This is a genomic window from Serratia marcescens (genome assembly GCF_001902635.1).
Lineage (GTDB): Bacteria > Pseudomonadota > Gammaproteobacteria > Enterobacterales > Enterobacteriaceae > Serratia > Serratia marcescens_F.
On sequence record NZ_MJAO01000036.1, the window covers coordinates 12523 to 30295 of the forward strand.

Consider the following 17773-nt stretch of genomic DNA (forward strand, 5'->3'; position numbering starts at 1 on the left):
GGTTTTTTTTGCCTCACGCCTGGGGGCGGCAAACTTTGCTACTATGGTTACAACAGAAATTGGCCGGTGTTTTTACCTGACAACCAAGGACAGTGCGAATATGGACAGCCCCATCACCTTCGAAAAACTGACTGCGCAACACCTGCCTTACCTGTATGAGATCCGCTTTTCCGTCGAAGAGAACCCGCTGCATCCGCATCAAATTCAGTATCTGCAGCGCAAGCAGGCGCTGGAGGACATCAACCAGGGCGGTGGCTGGATCTGCAAGTGTGGCGACGATTATGCCGGCGTTGGTTTTGGGCTGTTCATCCCCGAACCGCTGATCGGCGGTTTGTTCGTGAAACCGGAATACCAGTCGATGGGGATCGGCTCCGCCCTGTTGGCGCGGGTCACCGCCTGGATGTTTGAGCACGGCGCCGAAGCGATCCATCTAACCACCGATCCCGGTTCCAAAGCCGAAGGTTTTTATCAACATCACGGTTGGGCCGTCGTCGGGCGGGATGAGTTCGGCCAGGCTGAGCTGGTAAAATGCAAAGAGAGTGAATAATGAAAATCAAAGGATTGATAACGTTACTGCTGCTTTCGCTGTTCAGCGCACCGCTGTATGCAGCCGTTGACTATTTTTACCTGAAACCGGTCGACGGCGAAAAGATCAAGGTGACCCGGCAGATGCTGGAGGCGATGCCGGCGCACACGATTAAAACCTCGACCAATTTCACCCCGGAAGAGGAGTTCACCGGCGTTGAGTTTGCGGAGCTGGTGAAAGCTTATCATCTGAAAGGGCAGTCGGTGCGTGCCTTCGCCTGGGACGATTACTCCTACTCAATGCCGATTGACGAGATGATTAAATACCGCGTTATCGTCGCCTACCAACGCGGCGGCAAGCCGATCGACGTTGCGGAACTGGGGCCGTTCGCCATTATTTATCCGCGCGATCAATACGCCGAGCTGAATAATCTGGATGTGAATGCGAAAACCGTCTGGCAAATAAAACGGCTGGAGATTAAGTAAGATGAGCAAAAAACTGATCGGTACTCTTATCGCGTTGGTTGCCATCTTCACCTTATTGATCCTGCTGATTGCCATTAACTTCGGCGGCGTAAAAGAGCGCTATAAGCAGATTGAGCCCAATCTGGACAACTACTCGGTGGCCGAGATCCTTTTTCTGGCGTTCGAAAGGACCAAAACCGCGCTGCTGCTCAGTGAAAACAATGATTACGACGCTTTCCTGATCAAAAAGAAGATCTTCTACTCGAAGATTCAGATCCTGGAGAGCCGCTCGACCTTCAGCGATTCTTTTTACTACGACGGCGAGTTCATCAAGAACGTTGCGCTGCTAAAGCAGCAGTACCGCACGTTGGACAGTCTCTCCGCCGGCTTGCTGGCGGGGCAAAAAAGCAAGGCGGATATTCTCTCTTATATGGATGATATCGAGGGCACGCTGGTCGATATCCAGGAGATTATTTATAGGATACAGATTAAAAACTTTACCGAAGTGAAAGGCATCATCCAGGATAATTCGAGTAAAGCCGAGATGTTCGCCATCTTTTCGCTGATTTTGGTGTTCCTGATGATGTTCCTGGTGCTGAGAAACGCCTTTTCGTTAAAAGAGATCATCAAGAACAAGAACATCTTCATCTCTTCCATCTATCACGAGATCGCCGGTTCGACGCAGGCTATCGTCATTGCTGCGGATATTATGGAGCACGAGCTGGCGCAGGAAGAGCTGAAAAAAGAAGCCCGCCTGATCTCCTATCACGGCAATAAAATCGCCGAACAAACGCGTGAGGTGATGGATTATTCTCGGCTCGAGATGGGGGAGGTCAAGGTCAATATTTCCACCTTCCGGTTGAATGAGGTGGTGGGCGATGCTGTGACCGGCCTCGACGCCGGGCGCGGCAATCGCCTCGTGGTTCACCGTTCGTCTTATGCCGGCTTGATTTGTTCTGATAAATATAAGCTCTACCGCATATTGGCCAACCTGCTCAGCAATGCGGAAAAGTTTACCCACCAGGGTGTGGTCACTCTCAATGTGAAGGTGTGTAACGGCAATCTGTATTTGCGGGTAAAAGACACCGGCATCGGATTCAACGTCAATAATCTGGATCGGTTATATAAGGCGTTCAATCAGGGAGTGGAGAGGGAAACGCGGCAGGGATTGGGTCTGGGTCTGACCATTATCAAAAATTACGTGACGACGATGAAAGGCGCCATCAAAGTCAAATCCGCCGAAGGGGTTGGCTCATCGTTTTTGATCCGCATCCCGGTCAAACTAACTAAAGAATAAGTTCGACAGCAACAGCGAGGAGATAATCAGCGGCTTGGTCGGTTTTTCCACCAGGTGCACGTCATAGTGCAGGATCATATCGCCGATATTTTTCTCATAATGATTCAACTGGCCGGTCAGAATGATGATGCGGGCGTGCGGATCAAGGGTGTCTTTAATTTTCTTCACGACGCGTTCGGAGGTCTCGCCGAAGTCCAGCAGCCAGTCCAGAATAAACGCCTCAAAGGACTGCTGCTCCAGCGCGGCCAGCATGGCGTCCGCCGTTTGAAAGGTCTCGGTCTCGATGCCGTATCGACCGGCGATTTTCTTCAACAGTTCGAGAATATCGCTGTCATTGTCCAGGATTGCGATACGCGGGGCCGGCAGAAAGTCTATCTTGTTGACTTTGTACAGCGGGGCATCGACGGCATGTTCCTGATTGGTGTTGATGATGAAAAGATCGTCTTTTTTGTAGGCGTAGGTTTCGTCGTTGTCCGCTTGCGTGACCGGGCGTTCGTCGACCTCAATGTTGCAGCGCTTGTGAATGCTGTTCATGATAAAGACGCCGTTATGCGTCCTTTGGCCGGCAAACGGCTCGTTGAAATACTGGAAAACCTTTTTGACTTCATCGAGGGTAATGCCTCTTTTGCCATCCAGTTTTTGTTTGGCACTGTTGTACTGAAGATTCAGTATGTTAGCCATCGTGGAGGCATGTTTTCTGTCGCCAACCCCTTTCAGAGTGAGCAACGCGCTGATTGCATCGATGTAATTTGGCGTTTTCTTCATGACAACCCTGGTTTTTTGGATGTTGACCGCGAGCGTGGCAAAACCAGCAGCACGAGGACCCGTGCTGGATTATAGATGAAGCCTCGGAGGTTGCGGTGATATCAGGTTGATTTTCCTTGGCAAACTCAAAACACACTCGATACTAAATAAAAAAACACTCAAAAGACATTCACATTTAACCGTTTATATGGTTAATTAGCGCACATACTGTGTGATTCGCGTCCTGGGGGGGTGCCAGTCTCACAAAATAAACCGCCTGCTCTTGTCCGTAAGCAGGGAGCAGGCGGCAAAAAGATCCGCGGCCAACACCAGGGCCATTGGCAACACCGGGGATTACCCATCCAGCCCATTGCAGCAGCGTTTTTTCCCACGTCCAACGCTTTCGCGTAGCACACTGACCGTCTCTGAATATCATTCTGGGTTATAGCTGAACGTCGCTATGCCATCCTTCTGCACGTCACCTGAGCCGACAAAACAACATGCCCGTAAGATCTCGCCGGCGCAGATTCGGTATAGGCGGTGTGCCGTTGGCGAGGAGCCGGAGTCGCGCACGAGTGTTTCCGGCGCGATCCGGGGTTGGATAAGGCGGGGCCATCGAGAGGGAGACGGCCCCGGCCGACGCCGGGTTTGGCGGTCGGCAAGGTCACTATAGCCGGGGAGCTTGCCGGCGCCAGCGCCACCGTTCGGCATTGCGCGGCCGCTCCAGCGTTTTCTTCACACGGCGGTAAACGTTGCCGCTTATTGCGCGCCGCGTCCCAGATAACCGTCCCAGTCTTTCCACACCGGCTGCAGCCCGGCGTTGCTGATGGCCTCGGCGACCTGCTGTGGCGTGCGGCCGTCGTGCGGCTCGAACTGTTCCAACTCCGGCGGCACGTCGTCGGCATAGCCGCCGGGCTGCGTCTTGGATCCGGCGCTGACGCTGTTGATCGCCACCGGGATCATATGATCGCGGAAGTACGGCGACTCACGCGTAGACAGCGACAGCTCAACGTCCGGCGCGAACAGCCGGAAGGCGCAGATCAACTGCACCAGCTGAGGCTCGCTCATGATCGACGCCGGCTCAATGCCGCCGGCGCAGGGGCGCAGACGCGGGAACGAGAGCGAGTAGCGGCTCTGCCAGTAGGTTTGCTGCAGGTAGAACAGATGTTCTGCCAGCAGGTAGCAGTCGGTGCGCCAACTGTGGGACAGGCCGATCAACGCGCCGAGGCCGATCTTGTCGATCCCGGCGCGCCCCAGGCGATCCGGCGTGGCCAGGCGCCAATGGAAATCCTGCTTCTGGCCGCGCAGGTGGTGCTGCAGATAGGTGGCCGGATGGTAGGTTTCCTGATACACCAGCACGCCGTCCAGGCCCAGCGTTTTCAGCTCGGCATACTCTTCCTGCGCCAGCGGTTGCACTTCCATCATCAGCGAGCTGAAATGACGGCGGATGGCCGGAATGTGCTGACGGAAGTAGTCCATGCCGACCTTGGTTTGATGTTCGCCGGTGACCAGCAACAGGTGTTCGAACCCCAGCGCCTTGATAGCCTCACACTCGCGTGCGATCTCTGCTGTATCCAGCGTTTTGCGCTTGATGCGGTTACTCATCGAAAAGCCGCAGTAGGTGCAGTCGTTGGCACACAGGTTGGAGAGGTACAGCGGCACATAGAAGCTGACCACGTTGCCGAAGCGCTGACGGGTCAGTTGCTGCGCGCGCTGCGCCAGCGGCTCCAGATACGGCGCGGCGGCGGGGGAGATCAGTGCCATAAAGTCGTCGCGCGTCAGCTTGTCGGCGTTCAATGCGCGTTCCACGTCGCGCGCGGTTTTGCCGTTGATGCGTAGCGTAATGTCGTCCCAATCCAGCTGTTGCCAGCGGCTACTGAAATCATCGGCCATCACTGTGCCTCCTCTGGCTGGCTGAGGAAGGCGGTCAGCGGGCTGGATGCGACCGCACCGCGCTGGCTTGAGCCCAACCCGGCACTGCGCGCCAGCTCGCCGGCCTCCAGCGCCAGGCGAAACGCCCGCGCCATCTGCACCGGATCGCGCGCCACGGCGATAGCGGTGTTCACCAGCACGGCATCGGCGCCCAGCTCCATCGCTTCCAGCGCGTGGCTTGGCGCGCCGATGCCGGCATCGACCACTACCGGCACCTTGGCCTGCTCGATGATGATCTCGAGGAAATCGCGGGTGCGCAGACCGCGGTTGGATCCGATGGGCGCGCCGAGCGGCATCACCGCCGCACAACCCACCTCTTCCAGCCGTTTGCACAGCACCGGATCGGCGCCGCAGTAGGGCAGCACCACAAAACCGTCTTTCACCAGGGTTTCCGCCGCTTTCAGCGTCTCTATCGGATCCGGCAACAGGTATTTCACATCGGGATGGATCTCCAGCTTCACCCAGTGGGTGCCGAGCGCTTCACGCGCCAGCCGGGCGGCGAACACCGCTTCGGCAGCGGTTTTGGCGCCGGAGGTGTTGGGTAACAGCCTGACGCCCAGCTGCTGCAGCGGCGCCAAAATGGCGTCGTTGCCGCCGCGCAGATCGACGCGTTTCATGGCCATGGTCACCAGCTGTGAGCCGGAGGCCGCCAGCGCCTCTAGCATTAACGCCGGGGTGGCGAACTTGCCGGTGCCGGTGAACAGGCGCGAGGTAAAAGTGGTATCGGCGATTTTCAGCATGTCAGCCTCCGGCGATCGCTTGAAACAGCAAAATGTCGTCACCGTCCTGCACCTGGTGGTCGGCCCAGTCGGCGCGCGGGATGATGGTTTGGTTGATCGCCAGCGCAGTGCCCGGCTGGTGGCGTTCCAGCTGGGTCAGCAGGGCGGCGACGCTGAGCGGCTGCACCAGCTCCAGCGGTTGGTCGTTCAGACGGATCTTCATGCCGCACCTCCGCATACCGGGCAGGCGCGGGCCTGACTCAGTTGCAGCGTGCTCCAGCTCTGCTGCTTGCCGTCGAACAGCCGCAGTTTGCCGCTGAGGGAGGAAGGCATGCCGGCCAGCATCTTGATGGCCTCCAGGGCTTGCAGGGTGCCGATCACCCCCACCACCGGGCCGAGAACCCCGGCGGTGCGGCAGTTGCGCTGTGGCTCTTCCTGCTCCGGGTACAGGCAGGCGTAGCAGCCGTGCGCATAGGGCGGCTCGAGCACCAGCAGTTGGCCGCTGAAACCGACCGCGCTGCCGCTGATCAGCGGCTTGGCGGCGGCGATGCAGGCGGCATTGACCTCATGACGGGTCGCCATATTGTCGCAGCAGTCCAGTACCAGATCGGCGCGGGCGACCGCGTCGCGCAGCGCTTGCCCTTGTAGCCGCTGCGCCAGCGGGATGGACTCGACCAATGGGTTCAGCGCCTGCAGATGACGTTGTGCCAGCGCCGCTTTGCCGGTGGCGGTATCGGCGCTGCGGTAGAGGATTTGTCGCTGCAGGTTGGTGACGTGCAGCTGGTCGTCGTCGGCCAGCAGCAGCGTGCCGACGCCGGCGGCGGCCAGATACAACGAAGCCGGGGAGCCGAGCCCGCCCAAACCGACGATCAGCACCGTGGCGCGTTTGAGTTTCTCCTGGCCTTCCGGGCCGACGTCCTCCAGCAGCAGTTGGCGGCTGTAGCGCAGGAACTCCTGATCGTTAAGCATCGCTCGGATCCTCGCCCTCGATCAGCCGCAGCAGCTCGGCCGTCGCCGCGCGCCAGTCCGGCGCCTGGGTGATGGCGCTGACCACCGCCACGCTGCCGACGCCGCATGCCAGCACCGCCGGCACGCGATCGATGCTGATCCCGCCGATCGCCACCGTCGGGTAATCCGCCAGGCCGGCGATATGGCGTTTCAACTCCGTCAGCCCCTGCGGCGCCGAAGGCATGTCTTTGGTCTGGGTGGGGAAGATGTGCCCCAGCGCGATGTAGGAAGGCTTCACCGCCAGCGCGCGCGCCAGCTCGGCGTCGTCATGGGTGGACACGCCCAGCCGCAACCCGGCGCGGTGGATGGCCGCCAGATCGGTGGTGTCGAGATCTTCCTGGCCCAGATGCACGCCGTAGGCGCCGTGTTTGATCGCCAGCCGCCAGTAGTCGTTGATGAACAGCCGCGCCTGATAACGCTGGCCCAGCGCGATGGCGGCGGCGATATCCTCTTCGACCTGTTCGTCCGGCAGATCCTTGATGCGCAGCTGGATCGTGGTGACGCCGGCCTCCAGCAGGCGAGCGATCCACACCACGCTGTCGACCACTGGGTAAAGCCCCAGTTTGTGGGGCGTTGCCGGGAAGGGGGTCTTGATATCAGTCATTGCTTGTCTCCTCTTGCAGCGTGCCGGCGCTGTGATATAGCTCGCTGCCGCGGGCGCGGAACTCGGCGGACATTTTCTCCATGCCGGTCAATTGCACTTCGATCGGTTTGGCGGCCTCCTGGGCTGCGGCGTAGTCGCGCACCTCTTGCGAAATTTTCATCGAGCAGAATTTCGGTCCGCACATCGAGCAGAAGTGGGCGATTTTGCCGGACTCCTGTGGCAGGGTTTCGTCGTGATAGGCGCGCGCGGTGGCCGGATCGAGTGCCAGATTGAACTGATCTTCCCAGCGGAATTCGAAACGCGCCTTTGACATGGCGTTATCGCGGATCTGCGCGCCCGGATGGCCTTTGGCCAGATCGGCGGCGTGGGCGGCGATCTTGTAGGTGATCAGGCCCTGTTTGACGTCCTCTTTGTTCGGCAGGCCGAGGTGCTCTTTCGGTGTGACGTAACACAGCATGGCGCAGCCGAACCAGCCGATCATCGCTGCGCCGATGCCGGAGGTGAAATGGTCATAGCCCGGGGCGATATCGGTAGTCAGCGGGCCAAGGGTGTAGAACGGCGCTTCGTGGCAGTGCTCCAGTTCTTCGGTCATGTTGCGGCGGATCATCTGCATCGGCACATGGCCTGGGCCTTCGATCATCACCTGCACGTCGTATTCCCAGGCGATTTTGGTCAGCTCGCCCAGCGTATGCAGCTCGGCGAACTGGGCTTCGTCGTTGGCGTCTTGAATGGAGCCGGGGCGCAGGCCGTCGCCGAGCGACAGCGAAACGTCGTAGGCGGCGCAGATCTCGCAGATTTCACGGAAATGCTGATAGAGGAAGTTTTCCTGATGGTGCGACAGACACCATTTGGCCATGATCGAGCCACCGCGCGACACGATGCCGGTCAGGCGTTTGGCGGTCATCGGCACGTAGCGCAGCAGCACGCCGGCGTGGATGGTGAAGTAGTCGACCCCTTGCTCCGCCTGCTCCAGCAGCGTATCGCGGAACATCTCCCAGGTGAGATTTTCCGCCACGCCGTTGACCTTCTCCAGCGCCTGATAGATCGGCACGGTGCCGATGGGCACTGGGCTGTTGCGCAGGATCCACTCGCGAGTTTCGTGAATATAGCGGCCGGTGGAGAGATCCATCACGGTGTCCGCACCCCAGCGGGTGGACCACACCAGCTTCTCCACCTCTTCTTCGATCGACGAAGTGACCGCCGAGTTGCCGATATTGGCGTTCACCTTCACCAGGAAATTGCGGCCGATGATCATCGGCTCCGCTTCCGGGTGGTTGATGTTGGCGGGAATGATGGCGCGGCCGGCGGCCACTTCCTGGCGCACGAACTCCGGCGTGATGTTGTCCGGCAGGTTGGCGCCCCAGCCCTGGCCCGGGTGCTGGTGGCGCAGCACCTCGCCGCGAATGCGTTCGCGCCCCATGTTTTCACGGATGGCGATGAACTCCATTTCCGGGGTGACAATACCGGCGCGGGCATAGTGCAGTTGGGTCACGCGCTTGCCCGGCAGCGCTTTGCGCGGCAGCGGCAGGTGTTCGAAGCGCAGGTGATCCAACCCCTCGTCCGCCAGTCGCTGTTGGGTGAAGCCTGAGCTGGCGCCGCTTAGGGTGGCGGTATCGCCGCGCGCGTCGATCCAGCCGGCGCGCAGCTTGGCCAGGCCGGCGTGTACGTCGAGCTCGGCCTGCGGATCGCCGTAAGGGCCGGCGGTGTCATACACCGGGATCGCCTCGTTCTGTTCATACTGCGGGTGGTCTTTGCTGCCACCGACCAGGGTCGGGCTGAGCTGAATTTCGCGCATCGGCACCTGGATATCGCTGCGCGATCCTTGCAGGTAGATGCGGCGTGAGTTCGGGAAAGCCATGCCTTGCAGGGTGTCGATAAACTGCTGAGCGGCTTCGCGTTGCGCTTTACGGGCGCGCGGTGGATTAACGTTAGACATAGCAAGTTCCTACCAGTGTGTTGGGTTGGGAAAGTTGCTTGTCTGGAGCTCGGAGGGAGTAATGATGGTGGCCGATAAGGCAGGGCGCCCGTAAGGGGAAGGCCGTGCCTGTGGCGATAGATTACTCTTGTTCCCTTCGCGGGTATTAACCCGATCAGGTTCCGCGGATCCCGAATTAACGGTCTCAGCCTGGCTGATTCGATGAACAAATCAGGCGCTAGGCACTCCGACAAGATGCCCCCCAGTATAGGAGGGATAAGAAAAAAAACTATAAAATTTTAACGCGCCGGATCCAGCACCTGGTCCGGCAGCGGTTGCTGCGCGGCTTCCGCCTCCAGCTGGATCAGCTTGTCTTCCAGCGCAAAGCGCGCCGCCAGCGTTTCGCCGATATCCGACAAGGCCTGATGGAATTCCAGACAAACCTCCTGATCGATATCCACTTCGGTATAGCGATCGTGGAACGCCATGATCTGTTCGGTATTGGCCCACAGCTTGGGATAGATGTTCACCGCCAGCGACATTTTCGGACTGGCTGCGCCTTCCACTTGTTTGATAATTCTGTCATAGATATGAAAATGCCCTGCGGAGAGATAATCCACCAGATTATGGCAAAAGTTCTCCAGCGCTTTTTCATTCAGCGGCGTATGCTTTTCTTTATTCGGTTTGAGGCCCACCAGGGTGCAGTAAGCGACCAGCAACTGCTTGCGGGCCTGAAGCCATTGATCAACTAATTCATTACTACCGCCAACGCGCTGAGTCAGGCTTTCCAAACGGTTGAGCATGTGTGACTCCGTGTAAGTAATAAAGTAACCGGTAAGTTATTAAAATGTAACAAAGCCGATTCGTAGAGTGCCAGTGAAGCTGAGGTTGTGCAACAACGATATGGAACTTGCATTAACGGGCAATGAAAACGGCTGGTGGATCGTCAGCCATGAAAGCAAACTTTGGTTACCGAACGGTGAATTGCCGTTGGGTACGGCTTCCGCCCTCGGGCTGCAGGGCCACATGGCGCGCACCATCGGTGAATGGGACGGCGCGCCGGTCTGGCTGGTGCGCCAGGCGATGTCGCGGGATATGGGCTCGGTGCGTCAGTTGCTGGATCAGGATCGCGGTCTGTTCCAGCTTGCCGGGCGCGGCGTGCAGCTGGCGGATTTCTACCGTTCCCATCGCTATTGCGGCTACTGCGGCCATGAAATGCACCTCAGCCGTACCGAAAGCGCCTGCCTGTGCGGCCACTGCAAAGAACGCTACTACCCGCAGATCGCGCCCTGCGTGATCGTCGCTATTCGGCGCGACGACCAGATCCTGCTGGCGCAACATGTGCGCCACCGCGGCGGTATCCACACGGTGCTGGCCGGCTTCGTCGAAGTGGGCGAAACGCTGGAGCAGGCGGTGGCACGCGAGGTGATGGAAGAGAGCAATATTGAAATTAAGAACCTGCGCTATGTCACTTCACAACCCTGGCCGTTCCCGCACTCGCTGATGATGGCCTTTATGGCCGATTACCATCAGGGTGAAATTCGTCACGATCCCAAGGAGTTGCTCAACGCCGGCTGGTATCGCTACGACCAACTGCCGCTGTTGCCGCCGCCCGGCACCGTGGCGCGCCGGTTGATTGAGGACACCGTGGCGCTGTGCCGGGCAGAATAATGTACAATGGCCGGCAGATTATTAAGGGAGCCCCATAAATGACTGAGTTGAAGAACGATCGCTACCTGCGCGCGCTATTGCGCCAGCCGGTGGATGTGACCCCCGTATGGATGATGCGCCAGGCCGGTCGTTATTTACCGGAGTACAAGGCGACCCGCGACCAGGCCGGTGATTTCATGTCGCTGTGCAAGAACGCGGAGCTGGCCTGTGAGGTCACGCTGCAGCCGCTGCGCCGCTATGCGCTGGACGCCGCCATCCTGTTCTCCGACATTCTCACCATTCCCGACGCCATGGGGCTCGGTCTGTACTTTGAAGCCGGCGAAGGCCCGCGTTTCAGCTCCCCCGTCACTTGCCGCGCCGACGTCGACAAACTGCCGGTGTTCGATCCGGAAGTGGAGCTGGGCTATGTGATGAACGCGGTGCGCACCATTCGCCGCGAGCTGAAGGGCGAAGTGCCGCTGATCGGCTTCTCCGGCAGCCCGTGGACGCTGGCGACTTACATGGTCGAGGGCGGTAGCAGCAAGGCCTTCACCAAGCTGAAGAAGATGATGTATGCCGAGCCGGCCACGCTGCACCTGTTACTGGACAAGCTGGCGGACAGCGTGATTCTGTATCTCAACGCCCAGATCAAAGCCGGCGCGCAGTCGGTGATGGTGTTCGACACCTGGGGCGGCGTGCTGACCGGCCGCGATTACCGCGAGTTCTCTTTGCATTACATGCACAAGATCGTCGACGGCCTGCTGCGTGAAAACGACGGCCGCCGCGTGCCGGTGACGCTGTTCACCAAAGGCGGCGGGCAGTGGCTGGAGGCGATGGCCGCCACCGGCTGTGATGCGCTGGGGCTGGACTGGACCACCGATATCGCCGAAGCGCGCCGTCGCGTGGGTGACAAAGTGGCGCTGCAGGGCAATATGGATCCGTCGATGCTCTACGCCCCTCCGGCACGCATCGCGGAAGAGGTGGAGACCATTTTGGCCGGTTTCGGCCACGGTACCGGCCACGTGTTCAACCTGGGCCACGGCATCCATCAGGATGTGCCGCCGGAGCACGCCGGCGCCTTCGTCGAGGCGGTGCACGCGCAGTCGGCGAAATACCACCGTTAAGGATCCGATGTGACCGATATGCAGGCCCTGCGCGCCGAGCAGCTGCGGCGCGCGGCTGAAGTCATTCGCTACGATGATCTGCCGGCCGAACCGCCGGCCTTCATCGCGGGCGCAGACGTGGGCTTCGAGCAGGAGGGGGCGGTGACGCGTGCCGCCATCGCCATCCTGCGCTATCCGTCGCTGGAGCTGGTGGAATATCAGGTGGCGCGCATCGCTACCGTCATGCCCTATATCCCGGGCTTCCTGTCGTTTCGCGAATACCCGGCGCTGTTGGCCGCCTGGGCGCAGCTGCGGCAAAAGCCGGGGCTGATTTTCGTCGATGGGCATGGCATTTCGCACCCGCGGCGCCTCGGTGTCGCCAGCCATTTCGGCCTGCTGGTCGATGTGCCGACCATCGGTGTGGCCAAGAAACGCCTGTGCGGCAAGTTTGCCCCGCTGGACGGCGCCGCCGGCGCGTTGGCGCCGTTGGAAGATAAGGGTGAACCGCTGGGCTGGGTGTGGCGCAGCAAGGCGCGCTGTAATCCGCTGTTCATTTCCACCGGCCATCGCGTGAGCGCCGACAGCGCGCTGGCGTGGGTGCAGCACTGCATGGCGGGGTACCGTTTACCGGAGCCGACGCGTTGGGCCGATGCTATCGCCTCGCGCCGTCCTGCCTTCCAGCGCTGGCTGCAGCAGCATCCGGAGGTGTCGCCATGAGCGATTTCGGGTACACTGCGCCGCAGATAACGCGTAAGAGAGTAAACCATGCTACGTAACCCAATTCATTTGCGTCTGGAAAGGCTTGAGAGCTGGCAACATTTGACCTTTATGGCCAGTTTATGCGAGCGTATGTACCCGAATTACCAGATGTTCTGCCAACAGACCGCGTTCGGCGATCCGGCGGTTTATCGCCGTATTCTGGATTTGGTGTGGGAAACGCTGGTGGTGAAGGACGCCAAGGTTAACTTCGACAGCCAGCTCGAGAAGTTGGAAGAGGCGATCCCGTCAGCGGAAGATTACGATCTTTACGGCGTTTACCCGGCAATCGATGCCTGTATCGCATTAGGGGAACTGATCCATTCGCGCCTCAGCGGGGAGACGCTGGAGCACGCCATCGCCATCAGCGAAACGTCGATTCGCACCGTGGCGATGTTGGAAATGACTCAAGCCGGTAAGGAAATGACCGACGAAGAGTTGGGCAGTTTGCCTGCGGTAGAGGAAGAATGGGACATCCAGTGGGAGATTTTCCGCCTGTTGGACGCCTGTGAAGAGCGCGATTTAGACCTGATCAAAGGGCTGCGATCCGACCTGCGAGAGGCCGGTGTCAGCAACATCGGGATAAATTTAGCGCAATAAGGCAACAAAACGTGATTTAACGCCTGATTTGTCATGCCTTAAGGCTTCACATCCGCACCCTGTCTGGTCTACATTTGGGGGGCGTAAAAAAAGTGGCTATCGGTGCGTGTATGCAGGAGAGTGCTGTCAATCGGCATATCCGTCGCACTCGATGCTTTGCAAACGATAAACACACTGTAAGGATAACTTATGAACAAGACTCAACTGATTGATGTAATCGCGGACAAGGCTGACCTTTCCAAAGCACAAGCTAAACTGGCTCTGGAATCCACCCTGGCTGCTATTACTGAGTCTCTGAAAGAAGGTGATGCAGTACAATTGGTTGGTTTCGGTACTTTCAAAGTAAACCATCGTAGCGAGCGCACTGGCCGCAACCCACAGACTGGCAAAGAAATCAAAATCGCAGCTGCCAACGTGCCTGCGTTCGTTTCTGGCAAAGCACTGAAAGACGCTGTTAAATAAGACCGCGCCTCGGTGAAAAGATTAAACAGAGGGGCGATGATGCCCCTTTTGTTTACTCGTCGGGCGCTCATGGCTGCTGGCATTGCCTTCGGCCTGAGCGCCTGCAGTTCCCATTCCGATACTCCCAGCTTTACCGCCAGCGGCTTCGTGGCCGATCAGGGCGTGATACGCCTGTGGCGTAAAGACGACGAGCAACATCGCCCGCAGGTGTTGGTCAGCGTCTACAGCCCTTACCGCGGCCCGGGTACCATCGCCACGCTGTACACTTACCAGGGCGACGTGCTGCGCCAAATCAAACGCAACGACGCCGACGGCGATCGAGATTCCATTCAACTGCGCTTTGCCGACGACGGCACGGTGAGCTTTATGCAGCGCCAGCTGGCGACACGCCGCGAACCGCTGACCAGCGATGAAATCGCCCTGTATCAATATCAGGCGCGGCGTATCCTCGAAGTGAGCAATGCGCTGCGTGCCGGCAAGGTGAAATTGCTGCAGGGGCGTTGGATGCAGGGTGAGGTGCAAACCTGCGACGGCCAACGTTTAAAACCGGGGATGGACGCCGCTTCCATCGCCTGGATCGAGAAGCGTGCCAGCAGTAGCAGCCGGCCGGTGAGCGTCGCCTGGCTGGAAGCGCCCGAAGGCAGCGAGCTGTTGCTGGTGGCGAACGACGATTTCTGCAGCTGGGAACCGAAAGAAGACCAGCTATAAAAAAGGCTCCGCGTAGCGGAGCCTCTTGTCATGACCTTGCACGGTCAAATCACTTGCCGCGCGCAATCGCGCGATAGCCGATATCCTTGCGGCAGAAGCTGCCCGGCCATTGAATGCCTTCCGCCAGCTGATAGGCACGTTGCTGAGCCTGCGCCACGGTGTCGCCCAGCGCCGTTACGCACAGCACGCGGCCGCCGCTGGTGACGACATCATCGCCCTGCAGGCGCGTACCGGCGTGGAACACTTTACCGTCGGCGCTTTCCTGCTGCGGCAACCCCTGGATAACCTCGCCGTTGCGATAGTCGCCCGGGTAACCGCCGGCCGCCAGCACCACGCCGAGCGCGGGGCGTTCGTCCCAGTCGGAGGTTTTCTCATTCAGGCGGCCTTCGGCGCCCGCCAGGCACAGTTCCACCAGATCGGAACGCAGCCGCAGCATGATCGGCTGGGTTTCCGGATCGCCAAAGCGGCAGTTGAATTCGATCACCTTCGGCTGGCCATCGGCTGAGATCATCAGGCCGGCATAGAGGAAGCCAACGTAGGTGTTGCCTTCCGCCGCCATGCCGCGCACCGTCGGCCAGATCACCTGATCCATGGCGCGCTGGTGGATTTCGTCGGTCACTACCGGCGCCGGAGAGTAGGCGCCCATGCCGCCGGTGTTCGGGCCGGTGTCGCCGTCACCGACACGCTTGTGGTCCTGGCTGGTGGCCATCGGCACCACATTCTCGCCGTCGACCATCACGATAAAGCTGGCCTCTTCGCCGTCGAGGAACTCTTCCACCACGATGCGATGACCGGCGTCGCCGAAGGCATTGCCTGCCAGCATGTCACGCACCGCCTCTTCCGCTTCCTGCAGCGTCATCGCGACGATCACGCCCTTACCGGCCGCCAGGCCATCGGCCTTGATGACGATCGGTGCGCCTTTGCTGCGCACATAGGCCAGCGCCGGCTCCACCTCGGTGAAGTTCTGGTATTCCGCGCTTGGGATGTTGTGGCGCGCCAGGAAATCCTTGGTGAAAGCTTTGGAGCCTTCGAGTTGCGCGGCGGCCTGTGACGGGCCGAAGATTTTCAGACCGGCGGCTTGGAAGGCGTCGACCACGCCGATCACCAGCGGCGCTTCCGGCCCGACGATGGTCAGGCCGATGTCATGGCTCTGAGCGAAAGCGACCAGGGCAGGGATGTCGGTGGCGGCGATCGCCACGTTTTCCAGATTGGCTTCCAGCGCGGTGCCGGCATTGCCTGGCGCAACGTAGACTTTATCCGCCAGAGGTGACTGGGCGGCTTTCCAGGCCAGCGCATGTTCGCGCCCGCCGTTGCCGATAATCAAAATGTTCATCAGGGGCTCCACGAATGGCGTGCGCCGAAGCGCACGCGGCAAAAGGAATTAATGGCGGAAGTGACGCATGTCGGTGAAGATCATCGCGATGCCGTGCTCGTTGGCGGCAGCGATCACTTCGTCGTCGCGGATCGAACCGCCCGGCTGGATCACGCAGGTGATGCCAACCGCCGCGGCGGCATCGATGCCGTCGCGGAACGGGAAGAAGGCGTCGGAGGCCATGGCGGATCCTTTCACTTCCAGCCCTTCGTCACCGGCTTTGATGCCGGCGATCTTGGCGGAATAAACGCGGCTCATCTGGCCGGCGCCTATGCCAATGGTCATGTTGTCGCGTGCATAAACGATGGCGTTGGATTTCACGAACTTGGCCACTTTCCAGCAGAACAGCGCGTCACGCAGTTCCTGCTCGGTCGGCTGGCGCTCGGACACCACGCGCAGATCGCCGGCGGTCACCATGCCCAGATCGCGATCCTGCACCAGCAGGCCGCCGTTGACGCGCTTGAAGTCCAGCCCCGCCACGCGTTGCTGCCACTGGCCGCAGGCCAGTACGCGCACGTTCTGTTTGGCGGCCAGCAGAGAACGCGCTTCCTGGGTGACGCTTGGCGCGATGATCACTTCCACGAACTGGCGGCTGATGATCGCCTGTGCGGTGGCGGCGTCCAGCTCGCGGTTAAAGGCGATGATACCGCCGAAAGCGGAGGTCGGGTCGGTTTGGTAAGCGCGCTCGTAGGCGGCCAGGATGTCGTCGCCGATCGCCACACCGCAAGGGTTGGCGTGTTTGACGATCACACAGGCCGGTTCGGCGAACTCTTTCACGCATTCCAGCGCGGCGTCGGTATCGGCGATGTTGTTATAGGACAACGCCTTGCCCTGCAGTTGCTCGGCGGTCGCGACGGAAGCTTCCTTTACCTCTTCTTCTATATAGAAGGCGGCCTGCTGGTGGCTGTTCTCGCCGTAGCGCATATCCTGCTTCTTGATGTAGTTGAGGTTCAGGGTGCGCGGGAAGCGGCCGGACGGCTGATCGGTCTCGCCGTGGTACGCCGGTACCAGCGCGCCGAAGTAGTTGGCGATCATGCTGTCGTAGGCGGCGGTGTGCTCGAACGCTCTGATGGCGAGATCGAAGCGGGTAGCGTAGAGCAGCGAGCCGTCGTTATTGTCCATCTCGGTGATGATAGCGGCGTAGTCGCCGCTCTTCACCACGATGGCGACGTCTTTATGGTTTTTGGCGGCGGAGCGCACCATGGTCGGGCCGCCGATATCGATATTCTCGACCGCGTCTTCCAGCGAGCAATCCGGGCGCGCCACGGTTTGGGCGAACGGGTACAGGTTGACGACCACCATGTCGATCGGCTTGATGTCATGCTGACTCATGACGGCGTCGTCCTGGCCGCGGCGGCCGAGAATACCGCCGTGGACTTTCGGGTGTAGGGTCTTTACTCGTCCGTCCATCATTTCCGGGAAGCCGGTGTAGTCGGAAACTTCGGTAACGGGTAGACCGGCATCCGCCAGCAGGCGGGCGGTGCCGCCGGTGGAGAGCAGTTCAACGCCGCGCTGGGAAAGCGCTTCGGCGAATTCAACGATACCGGCTTTGTCAGACACGCTGAGCAGGGCCCGGCGGATTGGACGAGGTTGTTGCATGGTTTTATCCCTTGGCTTTGGAGTCGCAATTAAAGAGCGTTACGTGAATGTCCACCTCGTTCTCTCTATAAGGAAAGGTTTTTTGCCTTATAGAGGGGCAGTCAGGCACAAATTCAGGTAACGCCCCCATAAAAGGGGGATCGTTTCGTCGCGGGGAATTGTAGCGAAAACGTTTGCGTGGTGCTCGTAAATTTTCCGTGCAAATCGCATCTGTGGATAACACTGTGTGCAAGTGGGTATAAGGCGGGGTTTTGCTGTGGAATGCAGCGAACGATCGTTTTTGCTGAAAATACCTATTGCGGCCTGCGCGGAAC

19 protein-coding genes and 1 riboswitch are annotated in these 17773 nt (G+C 59.6%); of the genes, 9 read left to right on the forward strand and 10 right to left on the reverse strand.

The features are described from left to right. Nucleotides 1-100 precede the first annotated feature (100 nt). The 3 genes from BHU62_RS22890 to BHU62_RS22900 are packed head-to-tail and all read left to right on the forward strand — an operon-like array spanning nt 101 to nt 2287. The gene (locus tag BHU62_RS22890) at nt 101-547 is read left to right on the forward strand and encodes a GNAT family N-acetyltransferase (RefSeq protein WP_073534705.1); all 447 of its coding nucleotides are present in this window, start codon (nt 101-103) and stop codon (nt 545-547) included. Next, nucleotides 547-1011 carry an oxidoreductase gene (locus tag BHU62_RS22895; protein ID WP_073534706.1) on the forward strand — a complete coding sequence of 155 codons (465 nt, stop codon included), beginning with the start codon at nt 547-549 and terminating at the stop codon, nt 1009-1011. The genes BHU62_RS22890 and BHU62_RS22895 overlap by 1 nt, the downstream gene beginning before the upstream one ends. Nucleotide 1012: 1 nt before the next feature. Next, nucleotides 1013-2287 (forward strand): sensor histidine kinase, encoded by a 1275-nt coding sequence (locus BHU62_RS22900; protein WP_073534707.1) that lies wholly within the window; start codon nt 1013-1015, stop codon nt 2285-2287. Here BHU62_RS22900 and BHU62_RS22905 read toward each other — a convergent pair. The 8 genes from BHU62_RS22905 to BHU62_RS22940 all read right to left on the reverse strand — a co-directional run bounded on the left by BHU62_RS22905 (nt 2273) and on the right by BHU62_RS22940 (nt 10012). Beyond that, nucleotides 2273-2968 carry a response regulator gene (locus BHU62_RS22905; protein WP_236720713.1) on the reverse strand — a complete coding sequence of 232 codons (696 nt, stop codon included), beginning with the start codon at nt 2966-2968 and terminating at the stop codon, nt 2273-2275. The genes BHU62_RS22900 and BHU62_RS22905 overlap by 15 nt on opposite strands. Before the next feature lie 822 nt (nt 2969-3790). Next, entirely contained in the window at nt 3791-4924 is a 1134-nt protein-coding gene (thiH, locus tag BHU62_RS22910) for a 2-iminoacetate synthase ThiH (protein ID WP_073534709.1), read from the reverse strand. Beyond that, nucleotides 4924-5703, reverse strand: a complete 780-nt coding sequence (locus tag BHU62_RS22915; protein ID WP_033652706.1) for a thiazole synthase — start codon at nt 5701-5703, stop codon at nt 4924-4926. Before BHU62_RS22915 ends, thiH begins: the two co-directional genes overlap by 1 nt. A 1-nt stretch (nt 5704) precedes the next feature. Continuing rightward, the gene (thiS, locus tag BHU62_RS22920; RefSeq protein ID WP_073534710.1) at nt 5705-5905 is read right to left on the reverse strand and encodes a sulfur carrier protein ThiS; all 201 of its coding nucleotides are present in this window, start codon (nt 5903-5905) and stop codon (nt 5705-5707) included. Further along, nucleotides 5902-6651 (reverse strand): HesA/MoeB/ThiF family protein, encoded by a 750-nt coding sequence (locus BHU62_RS22925; RefSeq protein WP_004929883.1) that lies wholly within the window; start codon nt 6649-6651, stop codon nt 5902-5904. Before BHU62_RS22925 ends, thiS begins: the two co-directional genes overlap by 4 nt. Further along, the gene (gene thiE, locus BHU62_RS22930; protein ID WP_073534711.1) at nt 6644-7294 is read right to left on the reverse strand and encodes a thiamine phosphate synthase; all 651 of its coding nucleotides are present in this window, start codon (nt 7292-7294) and stop codon (nt 6644-6646) included. The genes BHU62_RS22925 and thiE overlap by 8 nt, the downstream gene beginning before the upstream one ends. After that, nucleotides 7287-9230: a phosphomethylpyrimidine synthase ThiC gene (gene thiC / locus BHU62_RS22935; RefSeq protein WP_073534712.1), complete on the reverse strand. Its 1944-nt coding sequence runs from the start codon at nt 9228-9230 to the stop codon at nt 7287-7289. The genes thiE and thiC overlap by 8 nt, the downstream gene beginning before the upstream one ends. A 114-nt stretch (nt 9231-9344) precedes the next feature. Next, nucleotides 9345-9469: riboswitch (TPP riboswitch) on the reverse strand. A gap of 39 nt (nt 9470-9508) precedes the next feature. Then, complete coding sequence (locus BHU62_RS22940; RefSeq protein ID WP_073534713.1) at nt 9509-10012, reverse strand: Rsd/AlgQ family anti-sigma factor; 504 nt, start codon at nt 10010-10012, stop codon at nt 9509-9511. 100 nt (nt 10013-10112) lie between these two features. Between BHU62_RS22940 and nudC the strand changes: the two genes are divergently transcribed. The 6 genes from nudC (at nt 10113) to BHU62_RS22970 (ending at nt 14488) form a co-directional block, all read left to right on the forward strand. Beyond that, nucleotides 10113-10880, forward strand: coding sequence for an NAD(+) diphosphatase (nudC, locus tag BHU62_RS22945; protein WP_073534720.1), 768 nt, complete (start codon nt 10113-10115; stop codon nt 10878-10880). 38 nt (nt 10881-10918) lie between these two features. Then, nucleotides 10919-11983: a uroporphyrinogen decarboxylase gene (gene hemE, locus BHU62_RS22950; protein WP_073534714.1), complete on the forward strand. Its 1065-nt coding sequence runs from the start codon at nt 10919-10921 to the stop codon at nt 11981-11983. A gap of 9 nt (nt 11984-11992) precedes the next feature. Further along, nucleotides 11993-12679 (forward strand): deoxyribonuclease V, encoded by a 687-nt coding sequence (gene nfi / locus BHU62_RS22955; protein WP_073534715.1) that lies wholly within the window; start codon nt 11993-11995, stop codon nt 12677-12679. Between the two features lie 48 nt (nt 12680-12727). After that, entirely contained in the window at nt 12728-13318 is a 591-nt protein-coding gene (locus BHU62_RS22960; protein WP_073534716.1) for a YjaG family protein, read from the forward strand. 189 nt (nt 13319-13507) lie between these two features. Then, a complete protein-coding gene (hupA, locus tag BHU62_RS22965; protein WP_004929874.1) occupies nt 13508-13780 on the forward strand; it encodes a nucleoid-associated protein HU-alpha in 273 nt (90 codons plus the stop codon). 36 nt (nt 13781-13816) lie between these two features. Further along, nucleotides 13817-14488 carry a DUF1481 domain-containing protein gene (locus tag BHU62_RS22970; protein WP_078062105.1) on the forward strand — a complete coding sequence of 224 codons (672 nt, stop codon included), beginning with the start codon at nt 13817-13819 and terminating at the stop codon, nt 14486-14488. A gap of 49 nt (nt 14489-14537) precedes the next feature. On the opposite strand, the gene purD is transcribed toward BHU62_RS22970, so the two are convergent. Together purD and purH are read right to left on the reverse strand one after the other, a co-directional pair. Further along, nucleotides 14538-15821, reverse strand: a complete 1284-nt coding sequence (purD, locus tag BHU62_RS22975) for a phosphoribosylamine--glycine ligase (protein ID WP_073534718.1) — start codon at nt 15819-15821, stop codon at nt 14538-14540. 48 nt (nt 15822-15869) lie between these two features. Continuing rightward, nucleotides 15870-17459 carry a bifunctional phosphoribosylaminoimidazolecarboxamide formyltransferase/IMP cyclohydrolase gene (purH, locus tag BHU62_RS22980; RefSeq protein ID WP_073534719.1) on the reverse strand — a complete coding sequence of 530 codons (1590 nt, stop codon included), beginning with the start codon at nt 17457-17459 and terminating at the stop codon, nt 15870-15872. Between the last annotated feature and the right edge of the window lie 314 nt (nt 17460-17773).